An 18,335-nucleotide genomic window follows, 5' to 3' on the forward strand; every position below is an offset into this window, starting at 1 on the left:
AGCGGCGTGACGACGCATCGCGACACGGACGGCCAGATTACCGCCGCCCTCGGCCCTACCAATACCGGCAAGACCCATCTGGCGGTCGAGCGCATGCTGGGGCGGTCGTCGGGCATGATCGGCCTGCCTTTGCGGCTGCTGGCGCGCGAGGTCTATGACCGCGTCGTGCGCGCCAAGGGCGCGGCCGCCGTGGCGCTGGTGACCGGCGAAGAGAAGATCGTCCCGAAATCAGCGCGCTATTTCATCTGCACCGCCGAGGCGATGCCGCTCAATCTCAATGTCGCCTTCATCGCGATTGACGAGGTCCAGCTCGCCGCCGATCCGGAACGCGGCCATGTCTTCACCGACCGCATGCTCTATTGCCGCGGCAGCCAGGAGACCATGCTGCTCGGTGCCGCCACAATGGGGCCGCTGATCCGCGAGCTGATCCCGTCAGCGCATATCGAGACCCGCGAGCGCTTCTCCCAGCTCAGCCATACGGGCCCGGCCAAGCTGACGCGGCTGCCGCGAAGGTCCGCCATCGTCGCCTTCTCGGCCGAGTCCGTCTACGCCATCGCCGAATTGATGCGGCGGCGGCGCGGTGGCGCAGCGGTGGTGATGGGCGGGTTGTCGCCGCGCACGCGCAATGCCCAGGTCGAGCTCTACCAGTCCGGCGAGGTTGATTTCCTTGTCGCGACCGATGCGATCGGGATGGGGCTGAACATGGATGTCGACCATGTCGCCTTTGCCGAGAGCCGCAAGTTCGACGGCCGCAAGCGCCGCCGCCTCAGCGCCGCCGAACTGGCGCAGATCGCCGGCCGCGCCGGCCGTTTCCGCAATGACGGCACATTTGGCGAAACGGCGGATTGCGGCGCCTTCGATCCTGATCTGGTGCGACGGATCGAGAATCATCAATTCGCGCCCGTGACCAAGCTGCAATGGCGCAATCCCGATCTCGATGAACGCTCGCTGGACAATCTGCTGATCTCACTGGCCGAACCGCCCGACCATCCGGCGCTGGAACGGGCCCGCGAAGCGATTGATGAACGCACACTGGCGCTGCTCGCCGCCGACCCGGAAATCCGCGACCGCGCCGCCTCCATGGCGGGCGTGAGGCGTTTGTGGGATGCCTGCCGTCTGCCTGATTTCCGCAAGGTCACCATCGACGCCCATGCCAGTCTCGTGCGGACGATTTTCCTGCACCTGACCGGCCCGGCCGGCCATCTGCCCGATGACTGGCTCAACGGCCATCTGCAAAGGCTCGACCGCACCGATGGCGAGGTTGATGTGCTCGCCGCCCGCCTGACCCAGGTGCGCACCTGGGCCTATGCCGCCCACCGCCCTGACTGGACCGCCGATCCGGAGCACTGGTGCGAACGCACGCGCGAAATCGAAGACGCCTTGTCCGACGCCCTGCACGAAAGACTGATGCAACGCTTTGTCGACCGCCGCACCGGCGCGTTGATGAAGGGTTTGCGCGATGAAAGTGAAATGCTGGCGGGTGTCTCGCCCGAGGGCGAGGTCACGGTGGAAGGCCATTATGTCGGCCGGCTGGCCGGGCTTTCCTTCAAGCCCGACGCCCAGGGCCGCGAACTGGCGGCCAGGGCCTTGCGCTCGGCGGGCATCGAGGCGCTGCGCCCCGAGGTCAAGCGCCGCCTCGGCGCGCGCGCCCGGGGCACCCGGGGCGCCGGCCTCTTTCGCGGAGACGGCGCCATCAGCTGGCTGGGCGAGCCGGTGGCCCGGCTGACAGCCGGGCCGGAGCCCTTACGGCCAGCCATCACCCTGGTCGGCGCGGAAATTGGCGCCGCCGAAGCGCGCGCCCGGGCGCGCTCACACCTGGAACGCCTGGTCGGCCAGCTGGCACAGGCGCGGCTGGCGCCGCTGCTGAAACTGCGCGAGAGCGCCAATGGCGACACCCTGGCCGGCCTCGCCAGCGGCATCGCCTGGCGGATGTATGAAGCGGGTGGCGCCCTGCCGCGGCTTGATGTCAGCGATGAAATCCAGGCCCTGTCACCCGCCGAACGCCGCGCCCTGCGCGCGCTGGGCGTCGAGATCGGCGAACACATGATCTACCTGCCGGCCCTGATCAAACCGGCTGCGGCCCGCCTCAACACCCTGTTGCGCGCCATCCATGCCGGTGACACCCGCCCCGCCTGGCGACCCGCGCCGGGCCTGACCTCCCTGCCGCGCGATCACAGCCGTTCGCCAGGCGAACACATCGCCATCGGCTATCAACCCTGCGGCCCGCGCGCTGTCCGTTTCGACATTCTCGAACGGCTCGCCGACATGATCCGCGACGCCAGAACCGCCAAGGACAAGGACAAGAGCAAGGGCAAGGGCCAATTCGCCCTGACGCCATCGATGACCGCCCTGCTCGGCTGCAGCCTGGAGGACTTGTGCGGCATTCTGGGAGCGCTGAATTACCGGCGCCTGCAGAAGGGCAAGCCGGCCGGGGCCGAGCCTGAGGAGGTCTGGGTCCGCCGGCGCCGCACGCCGCGCGCCGCACCGGCCAGCGCTGCCGCGGTCCCACCCGATACCGATAGTCCGTTTTCCGCCCTCGCCGGCCTGAGCTTTGGCCCGCCACCTGCCCGGCGCGCACCTGCCGGTGCAGCAAAACGGCGCAATCGGCGACGCCCCCCCAGACAGAAGGCGGGATCATGAGCGAGTGCGTCGAAGCGCAACGGATCGATGTCTGGCTCTGGCATGCCCGGTTCTACAAGACCCGCAGCCTGGCCACTGCGACCGTCGCCAAGGGACGCATCCGTGTGACCTCCAACGGGCTGACCCGCCGCATCTCGAAGCCGGCCACACTGGTCCGCGCAGGCGACACATTGACGCTGCTGCGAAACGGTTCGATTGTCGGCCTCACCATTCTGGCGCTCGCCGAACGGCGCGGCAATGCCACGCAGGCGCAAGCGCTCTACCAATTGCCGGACGAGGCGCAGCCGGACGCCGGTTCGGCACAAGGACGCAGAAACGATGACCGCGTCAGCACTCGATAGCCTGGAGCCTGCCCATGTTTGACAAGCTGAAACAGATGTTTGGCCGCGACCCCGTAACCGCGCGGCCGGAGCTGGATCCCCATATCGCCGCGACAGCGCTACTGGTCGAGGCGGCCCTCGCCGACGGGATTTATGCCGATTGCGAACAGGACCAGATCAAGGAAATCCTCTCCGCCGCCTTCCTGCTCGACCCCGCTGCCGTCGACCGGGTGCTCGACCAGGCCGAGGAACTGGCCGAGGGCGCGATCGACCATCACCGCTTTACCAAAGTGGTGAAAGTCTGCCTGAGCGAGCAGGAACGGGTCGCGCTGATCGAGCAATTATGGATGGTCGCCCTCGCCGATGGCGAAAAATCGCCCTTCGAGGACGCCTTCGTGCGCCGGATTGCACCATTGCTCGGAATTGCGGACCGTGAGCGGGTTTTCGCGCGTGCGCGTGCAGAAGCCAAAGTCCGGCACCGTTGACAAAACCGGGGCGGCAGCCCATGTCCGCCGGGCCCCGCCAATTCTCTGCATGACCGGTTCCCATGACCTATATCGTCACTGACGCTTGCGTCCGCTGCAAATACACTGATTGCGTCGAAGTCTGCCCCGTGGATTGTTTCTATGAGGGCGAGAACTTCCTCGTCATTCATCCCGATGAGTGCATCGATTGCGGCGTCTGTGAACCGGAATGCCCGGTGGAGGCCATCAAGCCCGACACCGAGGATGATCCGGACGGCAAGTGGCTGGCGATCAATTCAAAATTCGCCGAGACCTGGCCGAACATCACCATCCGCAAGGATGCACCCGCCGACGCCGATGCCATGGCAGAGGAAGGCGGGAAGTATGAAAAATATTTCTCGGAAAAACCGGGGTCTGGCGACTGAATCTTGCCCGCCTGCGCGCGCTAGCGTTTGGATTTCACGTAATTTTGTGATATGTAAGTCACATTGATGGGCAGCGCGTCTGGTGCGGCCCGCTTTTCTACGTGGTGGATTACACACAAATTTTGTCGATCTCGAAGCCGGATGGGTGACGGATGCTCTTTGAGAACGCTCGGCAGTTTATTGTGTGCGATCAGCGTCAAGCGACCGCGTGAAGAGCCTAGCGAGAGTGTATCAATGACGAAGAAAACCGCCAACGACAACAGATCTTTCAAACAAGGCGATTTCATTGTCTACCCGGCCCATGGCGTGGGCCAGGTATCCGGCGTTGAGAAAGATTCGGTCGCAGGTTTCGAAATCGAAGTTTACGTCGTGACCTTCGAGCAGGATAAAATGACCTTGCGGGTGCCAACCGCAAAGGCCGACGTCTCCGGCATGCGCCCGCTCTCGAGCGACCGCATCGTCAAGGACGCGCTGAAAACCCTCAAGGGCAAGGCCCGGGTCAAGCGCACCATGTGGAGCCGCCGTGCCCAGGAATATGAAGCCAAGATCAATTCGGGCGATCTGATCATGATTGCCGAAGTTGTCCGCGATCTGCATCGCGCTGAAGACCAGCCGGAGCAGTCCTATTCGGAACGCCAGCTGTATGAATCCGCCGTCGACCGGATGGTTCGCGAACTGGCTGCGGTCGAGAATATCGAGCATGAAAAGGCCCGCGATCTTTTGTCCGCCTCGCTGATCAAGAAGGCCGCCTAGTCGCTTCCCGGCTTCGGACCGCAGACAAGGATCCTCGTGATGAAGATCGGGCCCTGCTGATGAAGACGGGGTCGCTTGATGATGATAACGGGGCCGCGTTGATGAAGACATGGTTCTGTTGATGCCAATGCGATCCTTTTGATGAAAACGCCCGGCCCTGTGCCGGGCGTTTTTTTCGCGACCCGGCGCATTTTCCTCGCCGCACGTTTTCTTTGGCCCCGGGATTACAGGCGCCAGCCCGGCCCTGCCTTGACTGACACCAGCCCGGCCCTGACCGACACCCGTCCTGCCCTGACCGATACCTGCCCTGCCCTCACCGGTGCCTGCCCTGCCTTGACCGGTGCCTGCCCAGTCCTGGCCGCCACACCGGGCCGGGGCTCGCACCGGGCCCGGGCCGCCCATGCCCGGCCTGCCCGACGCCGGGTTGGCCGGTTCAGCGTCTGACCCGGGCCGCTCACAGCCTGACGAACCGGTCACGGCCTCACCCATCCAGCAACTCGATCCGTTCGGGATGGTCGATCCGCATCAAGGGACCATTCTCCGCCTCGATCCAGCCGCGCACGCGGATACGCTGGCCATTGAGATCCGCCAGGGGCTGGCCGGCCTCGTCGAAGGCCGCCTCATCACCCGCCTCGACCACGATTGTGAAGTCTGTCCGGTAGTCGAGACCGAAATTGATATAGGTCCGGCCCGAGCGCAGCCGGGTCACGTCGACCACACGCCCTTCGACCAGTTGCACCGAACCGATATCCTGGGCCAGCGCATCGGGATGGGTGTCGCGGACGCGGTAAGCCGGATTGCCCCACAGGCCGGCTTGCGCGCTGCGGGCACGGGCTTCGAGCCGGAGCAGAGGCGCGGCCGCCTGCCGGTTTGCCGGATGCGTCAACACCCGCGCCAGCCCGGCCGAAACCATCTCCGCCTGCACCCAGATCTCCTCGCCGCCGGATGACCAATAGAGCTGGGCGATCGCCCGGTCATAGCGGTCACGCCGCGCGCCATCATAGCCCAGGCGGACCTCCTGCGCCTCCAGCCGGTCCTGCAACCAGCTCGACGCGGCCGCGGCATCGGGTGCGTCGAGTTCCGCCAGCCGGACCTCAAGCGGGCCATCGGCGGTTTCCACCACCAGGCTGAGCGGTCCGGAAATGGCGGTCACCTGCCCGCTTTCGCCGGGTTCGAAAGCCGGTATCTGCGTGGGTGGCGGGGGCGGTGCCTCGCACGCGATTACGAACAACATGGCCAGGAGTTTGAGGACATCGGGCATGGCAGCCTCCGACGAAGGGTGATGATCCCATCATACACGGTCTGATTGTTTTCTCAAGATGCAATCTGACGCTGCAAATCGTCATCATCGCTGTCACGCACAGCCCGGGCCGCGCCAGCGTTTACCAATCCTTTCATTCTCGGGCGCTAGCTGTGGGAGAGACATTCATCAGGGATTCGCGCCATGACCGCCTACGCCTATAATGACGACGCACAACAACCGGATAGCGCCCATGGCGCAGCCGACGACGCCCGCGTGATCGCGGAAGCCATCAACGAGACCGCGGCGCGGGCCTCGCAAGGCGCCGACGCGGCCCAGATCGCGCGCGACACGATGGATCAGATCGAGGAAGCGAGCCAGGTGCTCGAGCGCCGGGTCGAGGCCCTCACCGATGCCTCCAAGCGCATCAATGCCATTTTGACCACGATCGAGGCGATCGCCAGCCAGACCAATCTGCTGGCGCTGAACGCCACGATCGAGGCGGCCCGTGCCGGTGAAGCCGGCCGCGGCTTTGCCGTCGTCGCCGGCGAGGTCAAGGCGCTGGCCGGCCAGACCGCCAAGGCGACCGAAGACATCGCCGCACGCATCGCCTCGCTCGACAATGAGGTCAAGGAAATCCTCGACGGCGTGCGCGGCTCCGGCGTCTCTGTCGCCCGCGGCAAGGAAGCCGTCGACCAGATGACGCTGGCCACCCGCGAAGTTTCGCAACAGCTCAATCGCCTGCGTGACCGGGCCCACTGAGCCCACCGCGAAGGACCAGGGAATTCGGGCGGCCGGCGACAAGCCTGCCGCCCTTTTTCATGGCCTCGGCCGCGCCGGATATCGGGCGGGCGCCAGGCGCCGGGCCAACGCCCCGACCTGTGCCGCGGAATTGTCACGCCCCCCCGTTCTCGGGCAAGCTCCCGGCACCGAAAAACGCAGGTGACCTGCAGGAGAATCACGATGAGCCATACCCCCCACGAACTCGCAGCCGATTTCCCTGAATATGCAGAGCAATTGCATGAATTGAAGGCCGGCAATGCGCATTTCCAGAAGCTCGCCGAGGCCTATCATGCCCTGAACCGCGATATTCACCGCGCCGAGACCAATGTCGAGCCGACCTCCGACGACCAGATGACCGACATGCGCAAGCGCCGCATGGTCCTCAAGGATGAGATCAACGCCCTGCTGAAATCCATCGCCTGACGCCCGGGGCTTGCCTTCACTGCCCGGCTATATCAGGAAGACCCGCAAGCTGACCCCGTAGCTCAGTCGGATAGAGCAACAGATTCCTAATCTGTAGGTCGCGCGTTCGAATCGCGCCGGGGCCACCAATTTTTACAGATGCTTAGCTTAATACAAGCTCGCAAAACAAAAGAATGCGCTACCAACACGCTACCACGGCGACGAAACTGGGATCCGATAATTCTTCGGCAGGCGTCGAAGGCGTCCTTCAAAATTCAGGCGAACGCCTCTGCAGTTACCTTTGGGAGCACTTATGCGACGCGAACCCGCCCCTTTAAGGGCCTAGAATAGTCACCTACAGCGGCATAGAGCGCCGCGCCGATGGCCTCAGCTAACTTGACCGGAACGGCGTTGCCAACTTGGCGCATCCCCTCTGACCAAGCCCCAGAAATCACGAAATCTTCCGGAAACGTCTGTAAGAGTTTCGCCTCTCTAACTGTGAAATAACGAACGGACCCGTCGTGATAGCGGATCATATTCTCACCGCCTGGCACGCCGTGAACACCAGCCTTCAGAGTCTTTGCTGGGGAATCAATGTAGCTGCCCGTATGGCCGGGGTAGGTCCGCGCACCGTCGCGGTATAAATGGTCTGCTAGGTTGTGGCTGGTCTCGGGCGCTGGCAAGTGCCCTATGGCATCCCTGACGGTCAGCCAAGCCTGCTTGGTAGCTTTGAACAGATCACCCTCGATAGAAGCGGCGCGAGTCAAGCGCGCAATTTGCCTCTCGGCAAAAGGAATTTTGTGACGGTCCCAATACGAACCGTCCACGCCTTGGTCGATTGCCAGCAGACGACGGCTATGGGTCGCTGGTGGAAAATCCCAATTCACGGATAAGTCGTTACGAATACCCACTATAAACACTCGCTCGCGGATTTGGGGGACTCCGTAATCTGCCGCATTTAACAATCGATAAAACACCCGATAGCTAAGTCCGCCTGCCCCAGGACCATCTGACTTCAGGCGCTTAAGGTGCTCTTGCCAATCTTCCGTCTCCCGGCGGGTGAGGTCTGGGTAGCGCAACCTTTCAAGGATATAATCAAAATAGGCACTGAACGACTCACGGAGCAAACCCTTAACATTTTCAAACACAAACGCTCGCGGCTTCAATTGACGCACCACATTAATCGCCGGAGGGAACATATCTCGCCCATCGTCGTGCGCTTGATGCTTGCCTCCCATAGAAAATGGTTGGCAAGGAGGGCCACCTGCCACTAGATCAATATCGGAAAGCCGAGACAAATCGAAATCCCGGACGTCCCCCTCATGAACCAATTGGTCACCGAAATTCGCCCGTAGTGAGGCGCAGGCGTCTCTGTTGAATTCCACGAACTTCGCGTGATCGAAGCCCGAATTGCTCAAACCGTGCGCCAGCCCACCTGCTCCGGAAAACAACTCAATCGACTTCATTCGCCCAATCCCAATAAATGCGTCGCGATGCGAGCCTCAACTTCTGCCCGCTCCCTCGCCTTGCCAAGGCACTTTTCCGCCCAAAGCCGCCCGGGGTGGATTACATCCCAGTCCGATTTGGCCTGATTGAACCTTCCCGCCCCTGGCGTATGATTTCCAAAGCCATCAACAACCGAATTCCATAATGGTTTAAAAGACTTAATTAGAGACGCCTCGATTGATGAGATCATGTCCGATCCGGCTCCTTCAAAAATCATAAATCGACAACGAAAATCTGCGGAAGCTAAGCCCTCCCCCAGATCGATATTCCGCGAATGCTCTCTAAGTCGTGAGAACAGCTCATGGCCTATGCGAAGATTCGATGCGTCTGCACGCGATTGCCTCCACCCCTTGGGAACCGCCTTGCCTACATAAATCGGGAACTCATACTGAAGCCGATTCAGGGCACCGTATTTTGCGTACCGCCCTTTGGCTCCAATAAAATAGAGCGCGTACACGCCAACGCCGCTGAAACGCTCAGGAGGCGGCAGGACATGCACCGGCGTGCCATTAAAAAACCGCACAGCATCCATGATAAGTTCTTCAAAATCATGGCTTGTGTAGACATGCTCATCTCGGCAAAATTTATTTTGCATCCTTAACCCACCTGAATCGCAAGCAAGAATAACCCGCTATTGAGTTAGTGAAACCCCGTCATTCATGTCTGGCCTGCTCGTTTGGACTGTTTTCCTCAGGCACCTAGCCGAACCCCGGGTGAAGTTGGTGCTGGTTGGACATGCTCCGGCAGGCGCAACGAAACCGACTCCGGAGAGTGTCACGGCACTCGAATGAAACACTCATCAACGAACCTTTTTTAGGGGCATTTATCATAGCGCGCCTCTCTCACTGGTCTCGCCACCCGTTGCCTTCAGAGATATGATTGCCCCCGGGCTCGCCCGCCTTCTACAACAAGCCGTACATCGCCGCATACTCCCGGAAAAACGCCCTGTCCGCCGCTTCCAGCTCATCGCAATAGCGCTCATAGGTTCGCCAGTGCATCCCCTTCGGCTTGCGCGGAAAGCTCTCTACGCCCGGTTCACCGCCCAGTTTCTTGCGTACCCGGTTTGCCCGGCTCTGGATGCGGTCGCGGTGCTTTTCCTGCTGCGTTGCGTAGCCGATATGTTGGCAGGCTCGGCAAGCATGGCGACCGCCCCAGCCGTAGAGCTTCAAGCATCGCCGTTGGCAATTTGGGCAAAGCCACCAAACGCGCTCGCCTCCGAAGTGACAGGGCATCCATTCCACGCGCACCATGATCCGCACCGGCACCGGTTCACAGCCTGAAGACGGATAGTACTGATAGGCCAGCGTGACGCCCTCGCACCGCCCGTGCCCGATAATCCCGATTGTCGACTCCTGGCCATTGGTCCACGTCCATTGCCAAGTCAGCCGCGCGCCGGATTCCAGCCCGCCCGCCTTGGCCACCCGGTTCACAGCAAGCGGGCTTGTCTGCCCATAAAGCGGGCGTCCCGTCCTATTCCGGCCGCCCGAACCATATCCGCCCATTTCATGCCTCCTGAGTTTTTGGCGAAATCATTTGTGAAGTTGCCCGACAAGTCATGCTTGGTGCCGGGCTGGTTTCGGACAAGGTGCGGTCTAGCGCTCGCCTTGACCGATAGAAGCATCAGCCTCTCGCTTGCCCCTTGGGTATGGCAATTAAGGATGTCTCGGTTTCGATGATGGGAAATGGCTCAAAATCGGCCGGAACGTCACTGTTTTGATGATGGGGCGACCCCGTTTTGATGACAGGGATTGGTGAAACGTCACTGTTTCGATGACAGGACCGTCCCTGTTTTGATGATGGGGATTTGGATTGTCCGTTCTTGCCGCCCGGATTGTTGACGTTGTGCCGGATGATCGGGAAGTCCCGACCGGGTGCCCAGTCACGATAGAGCTTGCGCCCCACCTTGCGTTCGCTGTGCTGCAAATTCAGCTCCGTCAGCTCATATGCAGGGCCGCGCGCTTCGCCCTCCACCCCCAGCGCTCCTAAGACAGTGACGACGATAAACCCCTTCGCCTGCAGCTCGTGAAAGGCACCGGCAGCGGCGTTGACACCGATGCCAATGCGCTCTGCGGCCTGACGACAGCTCAACCGGATTTTTCCGTTGTTGCTGAAGTCAGGCCCTTTCCATTCGAGCCTGAGCCAGATGTAGAGCATTTGCGCTTTCGGACTCAGCGCACGCCATGCGGGCCGCTCCATGAACGGTCGCCGTACATAGGTTCCGTGGTCGCCCCGGTCCTTGGTTCGCCCCGTGTGATCGTGCTTGGCAGCCATCAGCGCGCCTCCATGCGGGCCAGCTCCACCCGGTCCCGCAAGACGTAACGAACGTGCCTGCCGGGAAACTCGCCCTTGTGGCTTTCGTGAATGGACACGATAGAGAAGCCGGCTCTGCGCAATCGGTGGATATAACTGCTCCACCGTGGCCCGGTCGGTTCGCTTACCGGACTGCACCCGCGCTCGCCGCGTTGAACCAGTAAACGCAAGGCCCAGGCATCGCGGCCTTTGACCGTCACGCGCGCGCGGTCGGTGTGACCGGGGAAGGATGCGGTGTAGATCCATTTGCTCATCACACGCCCTCCCGTTGATAGCCCGCCAAATCGGCGTAGAGGCTGGCTGTGGAGGCAAAGCGCAGGCGAGCGGCCCTCATGATGTGCCGGTCTGCGAGGGACATGCGGCGCGTGTTTTCCATGCGAACGGCGAAGCGCCATAAGGGCAAGTCGGGATGATTGCGCACAGAGGCGCGATTGCGTACATTACGCATTGGAATTCTCCAGTTTTGCGGGTGGATTTCAGAAAGCCCCAGCGCGGTCGCCAAACTTAGCGCTGGGGTTTTTGATTGAGCGCACATTACGCGTCGCTCGTACTCTGGCGAGCGCAGCCATCAAGCCACGCCTCCACGTCTGACCGCAGATACAAAACACGGCGACCGACCTTGCGGTACGGCGGCGTATCGCCGGTCAAACGGCGCTTCGACCAAGTGCTTGCTGCAACACCTGTTAGCTCCGCAAGCGCCTTTGTATTGAGATAGCTAGAACTCATTTTTCACTCCGTGTCCGTGCCCGACTTTCTTCGGGTGAGACGGAGATTGCCACGCGAACCACGTGGAGCTGGGGCAACAAAACCCGTGTTTTGCTACCCCTGATGCGTCTTGGACGAAATGCGCATCCCGAGCGCCGTCGCAGATAGAGGGAGAAACATCTCGCTTTCCCAGCTATCTTTCTCATGGCCCCGCAAGAATTTCTTGTATGATCGCCTTATCGTATCGGCCCCGCCCTCTGCGTCGGTGCCTTCCAACAACGCAGACGCATCTTCAAACGTGTCTGCCCAGCGACTGCCGAGAACCCACGGTTCTTTGCCGTATTTTCCAAACAGGTCGTCCGCGTTCTGATTAACAGCTTGCGCAGGGGCGCTCGCCGGTTCGCTTCGTCTGGGTTTAGGCGCGACGATGTTCCGTATTCGCCGCACCGCATCGAATCGGCAAAAGTCTCTCCAAACCGCTAGCATTGCCGCACGAGGGTTGTTTGTTCGACCGGGCTTTGCCCACAATCCCCCGTCGAGTGCCTCGCGATAGACTTCGACGATAGACTTTACCACCCACTCGGGGAGCGCTTGCTTTGCAAGGTCACACATAAGCACTGCTTCCAAGGGTGCTAGCGGATGTCGATGCTCTTCCCAGTCCGATTGCAGCCACGCCAAGAAATCCTGCAACATCTCAGGCGGCAATGCCCCAGTCAGGTCATTTGATGCATTTTCATTCATAGCGCGTGCCCTTCAAAAGCCACAAAGCACTCACCCCTTGTCTATATGAGTTGGCTCGCATTCCTGGTCGAAGACCTCTATTGAGCGCGGCAGTGTGTTGAGGAGGCCCAGCGCTGCGTGACGCGTCAGAGCAACAGACACCACGCCATCGCCGCTTGGAAACTCCAAAACCACCAATCCACCTTCGATTTTTGCGGATGGAATTTTGTGCACGAAAGCGCAAACCATCAGCGGCCTCCCTTGGCTTCAGACATTGGCACCACGTTAGCACCACCGCCCGCCATCGCCGCCGCAACGGCATCGCCAATCTGCGTTGCCGCCCGCTGCACCGGGTCATCAGCCAAATGGGCATAGCGCTGCGTGGTCGCGGCCTGTGAGTGGCCCAGTAGCTTGCCGATTATCGGGAGCGACAGACCGCCCGCCGCGCCGAAACTGGCGAAGGTGTGCCGCAAATCATGCAAGCGCACGTCTTCAAGCCCCGCCGCCTTGCGGACGGCTATCCAGACCTTTGTGATGCCCTGATAATGGCCCTCGCCGGTCGCTGCCGGGAACACATAGGGCGAGCCTTCAATCCTTGGCGCTTCTGACAAGATCAGCTTTGCCGCTGGGGCCAGCGGGATCAGCTTCGCGCCGGTCTTTGAATCATCCAGACGCAACACGCTGCGCTCGAAATCCACTTCGGACCATTTCAGCCCCTCAATCTCGCTACGGCGCGCGCCAGTGAACGCCAGAAGCCGGATGATAGCGAGGGCGTGCGCATTGGCCTTCGCCTCCCCAGCGGCCTTGAGCGCGTCGCTAAGGGCATTCAATTCCTTGGCCGTCAGGAAGCGTTCGCGCTTGGCTTCCTTGAACTTGGATATGCTACGGCAGACCGTGCTGCCATCGGGGCGCACGCCCCACGCTTCGGCCTTGGTCAGCATGATCGAAATCACGGCAAGGCACCGGTTCGCCTCATAGGGCGTGGCCTTGAGCGAGCGGTGAAATTTGGCCACCTCCGCCCGGCTGAGTGCCTTCACCTTGATATGCCCCAGCGCTGGCACAATGTGCTTTTTCAGAAGCCGCTTTGTCTCTTTGACGCTGCTGGCCTTGTTGTGCGCTTCGGCATGGTCAGTGAGATAGCGCTTCTGGAACTCCTCCACGGTTTCCGATTGGCGGTCCGCTGCCAGCTCGTGCGCCGGGTCCACGCCTTCCTTGATCCGGCCCATAAGCGATATGGCCTCATTGCGGGCCGCATCCGGCGTCCACGTTCCGCCGCCCGCTTTGGGCTGGCCATGCTGGCCAATGGTGAACCAGCGCTGCTTGCCGTGCATCCGGTATTTGAGAACGTAGGACTTGGTTCCGCCCTTGGCGATGCGAAGCCCAAAGCCCGGCAGGTCGCCATCCCATACCGTGCCCGCCGCTTTCGCCGCATCCACGGTCCGCTTGGTCAATCTGGTTTGCATGTCCTGGCCCCGGTCGCTCATGTTTCGAGCTACCACCATGCAACCGTGCTACCAGAAAGTCACGGACATTCGCGGAACGTCTAGGGGGGATTATCGCTTGTATAGTACCGCTGGGGGAATGTTGCGGACACTGGCGGAAATGGGGAAATTCTAATTCCTAATCTGTAGGTCGCGCGTTCGAATCGCGCCGGGGCCACCATCCTTCGCTCGCTGCGCGAGCTTCGGCCGGGCAGGCCCACCGCTGAATCGAGCGGGCTGCCCCCCCCCTTACGCTGCGCGAGCTTCGGCCGGGCAGGCCCACCGCCAGATCGAGCGGAGGATGCCTCGCCCTGGCCCGCGAGGGCGAAGGCGGGCTGGCACGCCATCTCTTGCGTCACATAACAGTGTCATCCCGGCCGGATGCCCCGCGAAGGCGGGGCGCAGCGCCGGGACCTACCCGCAGCTCCAGCTTGATTCGCGGGTAGGTCCCGGATCTACGCCCGGATCGCTGCCGCGTCCGGGCATCCGTCCGGGATGACAAGGGTTGTGCATTTGATGAGCCCCCGCCCCCGCCATCACCCGCCCACAAAATACCGCCCGGCCTCGTCCGTCTCGGCCTGGCCGAGCGCTTCCATCACCTCGAGCATGTCGCGGACGCGGGTGATCTTGGCGCGGGTATTCTTGCCGGCGAGGCGGCGCGCCAGCGTATCGGCGCTGACGGGACCATGGGCGGCCTCGAGCAATTCGCGCACGATGCGCGCCTGGGCCTTGCGGTCGCTCGCCGGGAAGGCAGGAAGTTTCTCGCCGGGCGCGGCGACCGCCGCCGTCTCGCCGAGATCGAGATCGTCCTGCGCCGCGCGTGTGCCCTTGGGCGCAAAGCGCGGGATCTGGAAATCGGGACGCAGCCAGCGGATCTGCCCGCGGCTTTCCTCCGCATGACGCTCCAGATTGAGCGCCACCAGCCGCTCCAGGATCGCCTCGTCATCGAGTCCGGACGGCCAGCCATAGGCCTCGAACACCGCGGCATCGATATCATCATGGATGGATTTCAGCGTGCCGACGAGCCCGGCGTCGTAGATGTCGCGCTCGGCGTCGGTCAGAGGAGCAACCTCCTCCCCCTTGATGGGGGAGGTGCGCCGGACATCGTCCGGGGCGGAGCGGGGGGCAGCGCCAGCGCTGGCAGGACCACCCGGCGGCGCTGCCACCTCACCCGTCTCGCCGCTGCGCGCCGAGCCACCCTCCCCATCAAGGGGAGGGAGGGGCGATGTGCGATTTGCCGCCTCCAGCGCCCGCACCCGTTCGAGCACATTATAGAGCTTGGTCATGGTGAGAAAATCATGGCGGGCCAACACGGATTTGCGCTGGGCATCGAGCCGTTCGCCCAATTCGTCGAGACGGGATTTGAGGGCAGGCTTGCCGCTGAGGTCGGGGAAGGGGAAGGGGTCGAAGCAAGAGCTGTGAGTGTAAACCGGGTCATTGCCAATGCCTTGCCAATTGCCCCGCGCAGTTGCAAACAGCACATGGATCGAAGAACTCAATACACACAAGTGAACGCCGCTCTCGGTGGCTATTACCCTCAGCTTCTGATCCGGCATCAAATCTCCAGCCAAGAAGGTAAAACACCGATGTTTTGCGGTTTCGGTTGTTACGACAATCCGATTTAACCCCGCGACGGCGAACCGCGTTTCTGTGGACGGCTGGCCAAAGCGCCACCAGTACTTGCGGCGATACTCCATTTTCGCGTGCTGCCGTTCAGGCATCACTGTGTCCCTCAGATGTTGGAACAACTCTGGAGACGCCGCTGCAGCTTGCTCCTCATTCAGTGCGCCAAAATCGATTACGCAAACATTTCGCGGGTGTTGCGCGATATCTCTGCCATTTCTGTACCCAAAGATGAAATCAGCATTTGAGGGTCTAATTCGAACGAAGCTGTCTCTTCGAGCTTCCGAAATTATGAAGCCTTTGCCATAGGGTTTAAAGCCTTGGTATCCCAACCCCTTATTGGAGCTGAGAGGTTGCACAGTTGTCGTCTTTGCACCAGCGCGCAGCGCGGCATCGACGACCGCGAAACGCTTCGCCAGCCTCACCTCCGGCTGATCCGTATTCAAACCGCTCTCCGAGACCACCTCCGCCAGCACGCCCTCGCGCTCCTCGCCCGGCGCGGCGACGGTGAGCGAGATGCGCACGGCGGCCTTGTCGGTGCTTTTCATCCAGGGGTGATCGGGGATGGCATAGACGAGTGAGAGCGGCGGCTTGCCCGTGAGCGCCATTTCAATCACGCGGCGATTGAAGGTCTGGCGGATGGAATTGGTGGTGATGAAGCCGAAACGGCGGGGGCGATTACCGCCGCCCTTTTTGGCCGCCGCCGCCGTCAGGCGCGCGGCCTGGTGCCACCAATACATCACGAAATCGGCTGATTTCGGCATGTCGGAATGCGCCGCCCACAGGGCTTCGGCATAGCCATCACCGAGATCGGCGCGCAAATCCTTGCCGCCGATAAAGGGCGGATTGCCGACAATGAAATCCGCCTTCGGCCACCCCGCCGGTTTCGGCTTGGCATAATCGTAAATCTCGACGCGGGCGCTTTCATCGGGCACTTTTTCACCGGTCACCGGATGGGTCTTCATCGTCTCGCCATCCCAGCGCGAGAGCGGTTTGCCGTCTTCGCCCAGACGCAAGGTCTGGCCGGCATGATCGAGCACGGCGTCGCGGCATTCGATATTGTGGAAATCGCGCAGCACCGGATCGACCACCACATCCTGGCCGCCGGTCTTCAATTGCCATTTGATGAAACCGATCCACAAGACCAGTTCGGCAATCGCGGCGGCACGCGGATTGAGCTCGATACCGAGAAACTGGTGCGGATCGACGGTGTGCCCGCGAAATTCCAGCGTCGCCTCGCCGCCGAGCTCGGTGATGAAATCGACGACATCGCCTTCCAGCTTCTTCATCATCTCCATGGCGACATAGAGGAAATTGCCGGTGCCGCAGGCGGGGTCGAGCACGCGGATATCGCACAGGCTCTCATGGAAGCGCCGCGCCGCATCGCGCGCCTCATCGCCCTTGCCGGCATCGATCAGGGCCTGGCACTCCACCATAACGTCGCGCCAGTCCTCGCGCAGCGGCTCGATAATGGTCGGCGTGACGAGACGTTCGACATAGGAGCGCGGCGTGTAATGGGCGCCCAGCTTGTGGCGCTCCTTCTTGTCGAGGGCCTGTTCCAGCAAGGTGCCGAATATGGAGGGCTCGACATCGCGCCAGTCGCACTTTGCCGCAAGCGTGAGGTCGGCGACCATGTCCGCCGTCAATGGCAGAGCCTTGGCGTCCTTGAACAGGCCACCATTGAATTTGCGTACCTTTTCTTCAATCCAACCATTTAGTGGAGAACCGGTATTCATATCCTCCCAAAGCTGTTCCAGGGCGAGATGCGCCCGGTCGGGAATGCTTTGAAGTCGTCCAAGCAACTTGGTGAAACTGTCTTTTTTCAGCAGCTCCACATCCTCGGCAAACATGGTGAAGAGGCAGCGCATGAGAAACATGGCGACAGTCTCGGCATCGTGCCTTTTCTCAAGTTCCAGAGCCACCGCAGCAAGACTCTTCGCGATATCGCGGGTGACCCTGGCCGATTTTTGCGCCGGGTCGAGATCATGCGGCGCCGTCCAGATCGTGCGAAGACGCTCGCGGACATCCGGCAGGCGCAAATCCTCGAGCAGGATGCGGAAGCCGCGGCGGTCGGGGAAATGGGCGTAATTCTTTCCCTGTCCGGAAAAGTCGGCGTAAATTTCAAAGCAATAGCCAACATCGCAGACGATCAGGAAGGGCGGCCAGCCATGTTCGGGCGGCAAGTCCTTGGCATAGCCCTCGGCCTGTTCGCGCGCCTTGCGCATGGCCGTGACCCAGGCGTTTGTGCCACGCTTGGCCGTGCCCAGCTTGCTGTCGGCGGCTTCGGTGCCGTGCAGCTCGCGCTGGGCAGCGCTGGGCTTTGCCTTGCCAGACTTTGAACTCTGCTTCGCTTCGAGCACGAAACAGCCGCGCCTGTAGAGATCGAGAAAGCGCGTCGACTCATGGCCATCGGAATGGTGCCGCGTGACCGACCGGTCATACACATAGTCATTCAGGTGGTTGGCTTCCTGGGACGGGTCAGGTGCCGGCAAATCGAGCAGATGACAAAGCTCATCGACAAATTTCTGTGCGTTGGCGCGCTCCGCGCCGCCGGATTTCTCCCAGCGCCCAATGAAAGCATCGACCACGCCAAGCGCCAGCCCGTCATCCCCTTCACGCTCACTCATCCGGCCTGCCCCCGCATTCGCTCAATCCGTGACACTAGCCAGCTTCGCAGCCCTCCGGCAATGCAGGATTGCGCCCGGCATTCACGAAGCGCCCGCCGCTTTCCTCCCCGCGAAGCGGGGAGGTGGATCGCCGCGTCAGCGGCGAGACGGTGGGGCGACGCCGGAGGCGGCGGAATTCGGACCGGAAACCGGCTGCGCCGGCCCCATCGACCCCGGCAAGCCGGGGCCACTTCCCCGGCAGGCCGGGTAAGAAAGGCCAGCCCGGCATTCACGAAGCGCCCGCCGCTTTCCTCCCCGCGAAGCGGGGAGGTGGATCGCCGCGTCAGCGGCGAGACG

Annotated in this window: 18 protein-coding genes and 1 tRNA gene; 8 read left to right on the top strand and 11 right to left on the bottom strand. The window is 61.9% G+C overall.

What is annotated here, in order from left to right:
* Window positions 1-6 precede the first annotated feature (6 nt).
* The 5 genes from ACN0YJ_RS05835 to ACN0YJ_RS05855 all read left to right on the top strand — a co-directional run bounded on the left by ACN0YJ_RS05835 (window position 7) and on the right by ACN0YJ_RS05855 (window position 4,602).
* On the top strand, window positions 7-2,640 hold the full coding sequence (locus ACN0YJ_RS05835) for a helicase-related protein (protein ID WP_417495607.1): 2,634 nt from the start codon (window positions 7-9) through the stop codon (window positions 2,638-2,640).
* Window positions 2,637-2,981 (top strand): RNA-binding S4 domain-containing protein, encoded by a 345-nt coding sequence (locus ACN0YJ_RS05840; protein WP_417495608.1) that lies wholly within the window; start codon window positions 2,637-2,639, stop codon window positions 2,979-2,981. Before ACN0YJ_RS05835 ends, ACN0YJ_RS05840 begins: the two co-directional genes overlap by 4 nt.
* A gap of 14 nt (window positions 2,982-2,995) precedes the next feature.
* Window positions 2,996-3,445 carry a TerB family tellurite resistance protein gene (locus ACN0YJ_RS05845; RefSeq protein ID WP_417495609.1) on the top strand — a complete coding sequence of 150 codons (450 nt, stop codon included), beginning with the start codon at window positions 2,996-2,998 and terminating at the stop codon, window positions 3,443-3,445.
* Between the two features lie 62 nt (window positions 3,446-3,507).
* Window positions 3,508-3,849 carry a ferredoxin FdxA gene (fdxA, locus tag ACN0YJ_RS05850; RefSeq protein ID WP_417477989.1) on the top strand — a complete coding sequence of 114 codons (342 nt, stop codon included), beginning with the start codon at window positions 3,508-3,510 and terminating at the stop codon, window positions 3,847-3,849.
* A 234-nt stretch (window positions 3,850-4,083) separates the two neighbouring features.
* Window positions 4,084-4,602: a CarD family transcriptional regulator gene (locus tag ACN0YJ_RS05855; RefSeq protein ID WP_091766538.1), complete on the top strand. Its 519-nt coding sequence runs from the start codon at window positions 4,084-4,086 to the stop codon at window positions 4,600-4,602.
* A 481-nt stretch (window positions 4,603-5,083) separates the two neighbouring features.
* On the opposite strand, the gene ACN0YJ_RS05860 is transcribed toward ACN0YJ_RS05855, so the two are convergent.
* Entirely contained in the window at window positions 5,084-5,863 is a 780-nt protein-coding gene (locus tag ACN0YJ_RS05860; RefSeq protein ID WP_417495610.1) for a thermonuclease family protein, read from the bottom strand.
* A 183-nt stretch (window positions 5,864-6,046) separates the two neighbouring features.
* Between ACN0YJ_RS05860 and ACN0YJ_RS05865 the strand changes: the two genes are divergently transcribed.
* The 3 genes from ACN0YJ_RS05865 (at window position 6,047) to ACN0YJ_RS05875 (ending at window position 7,176) form a co-directional block, all read left to right on the top strand.
* Window positions 6,047-6,604: a methyl-accepting chemotaxis protein gene (locus tag ACN0YJ_RS05865; protein ID WP_417495611.1), complete on the top strand. Its 558-nt coding sequence runs from the start codon at window positions 6,047-6,049 to the stop codon at window positions 6,602-6,604.
* A 201-nt stretch (window positions 6,605-6,805) separates the two neighbouring features.
* A complete protein-coding gene (locus ACN0YJ_RS05870; RefSeq protein ID WP_417495612.1) occupies window positions 6,806-7,048 on the top strand; it encodes a YdcH family protein in 243 nt (80 codons plus the stop codon).
* Window positions 7,049-7,099: 51 nt separating this feature from the next.
* Window positions 7,100-7,176 (top strand) — tRNA-Arg (locus ACN0YJ_RS05875).
* Window positions 7,177-7,338: 162 nt separating this feature from the next.
* On the opposite strand, the gene ACN0YJ_RS05880 is transcribed toward ACN0YJ_RS05875, so the two are convergent.
* The 10 genes from ACN0YJ_RS05880 to ACN0YJ_RS05925 all read right to left on the bottom strand — a co-directional run bounded on the left by ACN0YJ_RS05880 (window position 7,339) and on the right by ACN0YJ_RS05925 (window position 17,999).
* The gene (locus tag ACN0YJ_RS05880; RefSeq protein WP_417495613.1) at window positions 7,339-8,493 is read right to left on the bottom strand and encodes a DNA cytosine methyltransferase; all 1,155 of its coding nucleotides are present in this window, start codon (window positions 8,491-8,493) and stop codon (window positions 7,339-7,341) included.
* Window positions 8,490-9,128 (bottom strand): Eco29kI family restriction endonuclease, encoded by a 639-nt coding sequence (locus ACN0YJ_RS05885; RefSeq protein ID WP_417495614.1) that lies wholly within the window; start codon window positions 9,126-9,128, stop codon window positions 8,490-8,492. Before ACN0YJ_RS05885 ends, ACN0YJ_RS05880 begins: the two co-directional genes overlap by 4 nt.
* A 307-nt stretch (window positions 9,129-9,435) precedes the next feature.
* Window positions 9,436-10,035, bottom strand: coding sequence for a hypothetical protein (locus ACN0YJ_RS05890; RefSeq protein WP_417495615.1), 600 nt, complete (start codon window positions 10,033-10,035; stop codon window positions 9,436-9,438).
* Window positions 10,036-10,153: 118 nt separating this feature from the next.
* Complete coding sequence (locus ACN0YJ_RS05895; RefSeq protein WP_417495616.1) at window positions 10,154-10,804, bottom strand: hypothetical protein; 651 nt, start codon at window positions 10,802-10,804, stop codon at window positions 10,154-10,156.
* On the bottom strand, window positions 10,804-11,097 hold the full coding sequence (locus ACN0YJ_RS05900; RefSeq protein WP_417495617.1) for a winged helix domain-containing protein: 294 nt from the start codon (window positions 11,095-11,097) through the stop codon (window positions 10,804-10,806). Before ACN0YJ_RS05900 ends, ACN0YJ_RS05895 begins: the two co-directional genes overlap by 1 nt.
* Entirely contained in the window at window positions 11,097-11,291 is a 195-nt protein-coding gene (locus tag ACN0YJ_RS05905; RefSeq protein WP_417495618.1) for a hypothetical protein, read from the bottom strand. Before ACN0YJ_RS05905 ends, ACN0YJ_RS05900 begins: the two co-directional genes overlap by 1 nt.
* An 86-nt stretch (window positions 11,292-11,377) precedes the next feature.
* Window positions 11,378-11,569, bottom strand: a complete 192-nt coding sequence (locus ACN0YJ_RS05910; protein ID WP_417495619.1) for a helix-turn-helix transcriptional regulator — start codon at window positions 11,567-11,569, stop codon at window positions 11,378-11,380.
* 93 nt (window positions 11,570-11,662) lie between these two features.
* Window positions 11,663-12,289 (bottom strand): hypothetical protein, encoded by a 627-nt coding sequence (locus ACN0YJ_RS05915; RefSeq protein ID WP_417495620.1) that lies wholly within the window; start codon window positions 12,287-12,289, stop codon window positions 11,663-11,665.
* 227 nt (window positions 12,290-12,516) lie between these two features.
* Window positions 12,517-13,731, bottom strand: a complete 1,215-nt coding sequence (locus ACN0YJ_RS05920) for a tyrosine-type recombinase/integrase (protein ID WP_417495621.1) — start codon at window positions 13,729-13,731, stop codon at window positions 12,517-12,519.
* Between the two features lie 554 nt (window positions 13,732-14,285).
* On the bottom strand, window positions 14,286-17,999 hold the full coding sequence (locus ACN0YJ_RS05925) for a class I SAM-dependent DNA methyltransferase (RefSeq protein WP_417495622.1): 3,714 nt from the start codon (window positions 17,997-17,999) through the stop codon (window positions 14,286-14,288).
* Between the last annotated feature and the right edge of the window lie 336 nt (window positions 18,000-18,335).

It is taken from the genome of Maricaulis sp. (genome assembly GCF_048270095.1).
Classification (GTDB): domain Bacteria; phylum Pseudomonadota; class Alphaproteobacteria; order Caulobacterales; family Maricaulaceae; genus Maricaulis.

What these genes read in the sequence shown, in the direction of transcription:
- ACN0YJ_RS05895 (WP_417495616.1), bottom strand. Translation starts at nt 10,804, where the DNA reads ATGGCTGCCAAGCACGATCACACGGGGCGAACCAAGGACCGGGGCGAC.
- ACN0YJ_RS05915 (WP_417495620.1), bottom strand. Translation starts at nt 12,289, where the DNA reads ATGAATGAAAATGCATCAAATGACCTGACTGGGGCATTGCCGCCTGAG.
- ACN0YJ_RS05925 (WP_417495622.1), bottom strand. Translation starts at nt 17,999, where the DNA reads ATGAGTGAGCGTGAAGGGGATGACGGGCTGGCGCTTGGCGTGGTCGAT.
- ACN0YJ_RS05885 (WP_417495614.1), bottom strand. Translation starts at nt 9,128, where the DNA reads ATGCAAAATAAATTTTGCCGAGATGAGCATGTCTACACAAGCCATGAT.
- ACN0YJ_RS05920 (WP_417495621.1), bottom strand. Translation starts at nt 13,731, where the DNA reads ATGCAAACCAGATTGACCAAGCGGACCGTGGATGCGGCGAAAGCGGCG.
- ACN0YJ_RS05910 (WP_417495619.1), bottom strand. Translation starts at nt 11,569, where the DNA reads ATGAGTTCTAGCTATCTCAATACAAAGGCGCTTGCGGAGCTAACAGGT.
- fdxA (WP_417477989.1), top strand. Translation starts at nt 3,508, where the DNA reads ATGACCTATATCGTCACTGACGCTTGCGTCCGCTGCAAATACACTGAT.
- ACN0YJ_RS05905 (WP_417495618.1), bottom strand. Translation starts at nt 11,291, where the DNA reads ATGCGTAATGTACGCAATCGCGCCTCTGTGCGCAATCATCCCGACTTG.
- ACN0YJ_RS05900 (WP_417495617.1), bottom strand. Translation starts at nt 11,097, where the DNA reads ATGAGCAAATGGATCTACACCGCATCCTTCCCCGGTCACACCGACCGC.
- ACN0YJ_RS05865 (WP_417495611.1), top strand. Translation starts at nt 6,047, where the DNA reads ATGACCGCCTACGCCTATAATGACGACGCACAACAACCGGATAGCGCC.
- ACN0YJ_RS05880 (WP_417495613.1), bottom strand. Translation starts at nt 8,493, where the DNA reads ATGAAGTCGATTGAGTTGTTTTCCGGAGCAGGTGGGCTGGCGCACGGT.
- ACN0YJ_RS05890 (WP_417495615.1), bottom strand. Translation starts at nt 10,035, where the DNA reads ATGGGCGGATATGGTTCGGGCGGCCGGAATAGGACGGGACGCCCGCTT.
- ACN0YJ_RS05845 (WP_417495609.1), top strand. Translation starts at nt 2,996, where the DNA reads ATGTTTGACAAGCTGAAACAGATGTTTGGCCGCGACCCCGTAACCGCG.
- ACN0YJ_RS05855 (WP_091766538.1), top strand. Translation starts at nt 4,084, where the DNA reads ATGACGAAGAAAACCGCCAACGACAACAGATCTTTCAAACAAGGCGAT.
- ACN0YJ_RS05870 (WP_417495612.1), top strand. Translation starts at nt 6,806, where the DNA reads ATGAGCCATACCCCCCACGAACTCGCAGCCGATTTCCCTGAATATGCA.
- ACN0YJ_RS05860 (WP_417495610.1), bottom strand. Translation starts at nt 5,863, where the DNA reads ATGCCCGATGTCCTCAAACTCCTGGCCATGTTGTTCGTAATCGCGTGC.
- ACN0YJ_RS05840 (WP_417495608.1), top strand. Translation starts at nt 2,637, where the DNA reads ATGAGCGAGTGCGTCGAAGCGCAACGGATCGATGTCTGGCTCTGGCAT.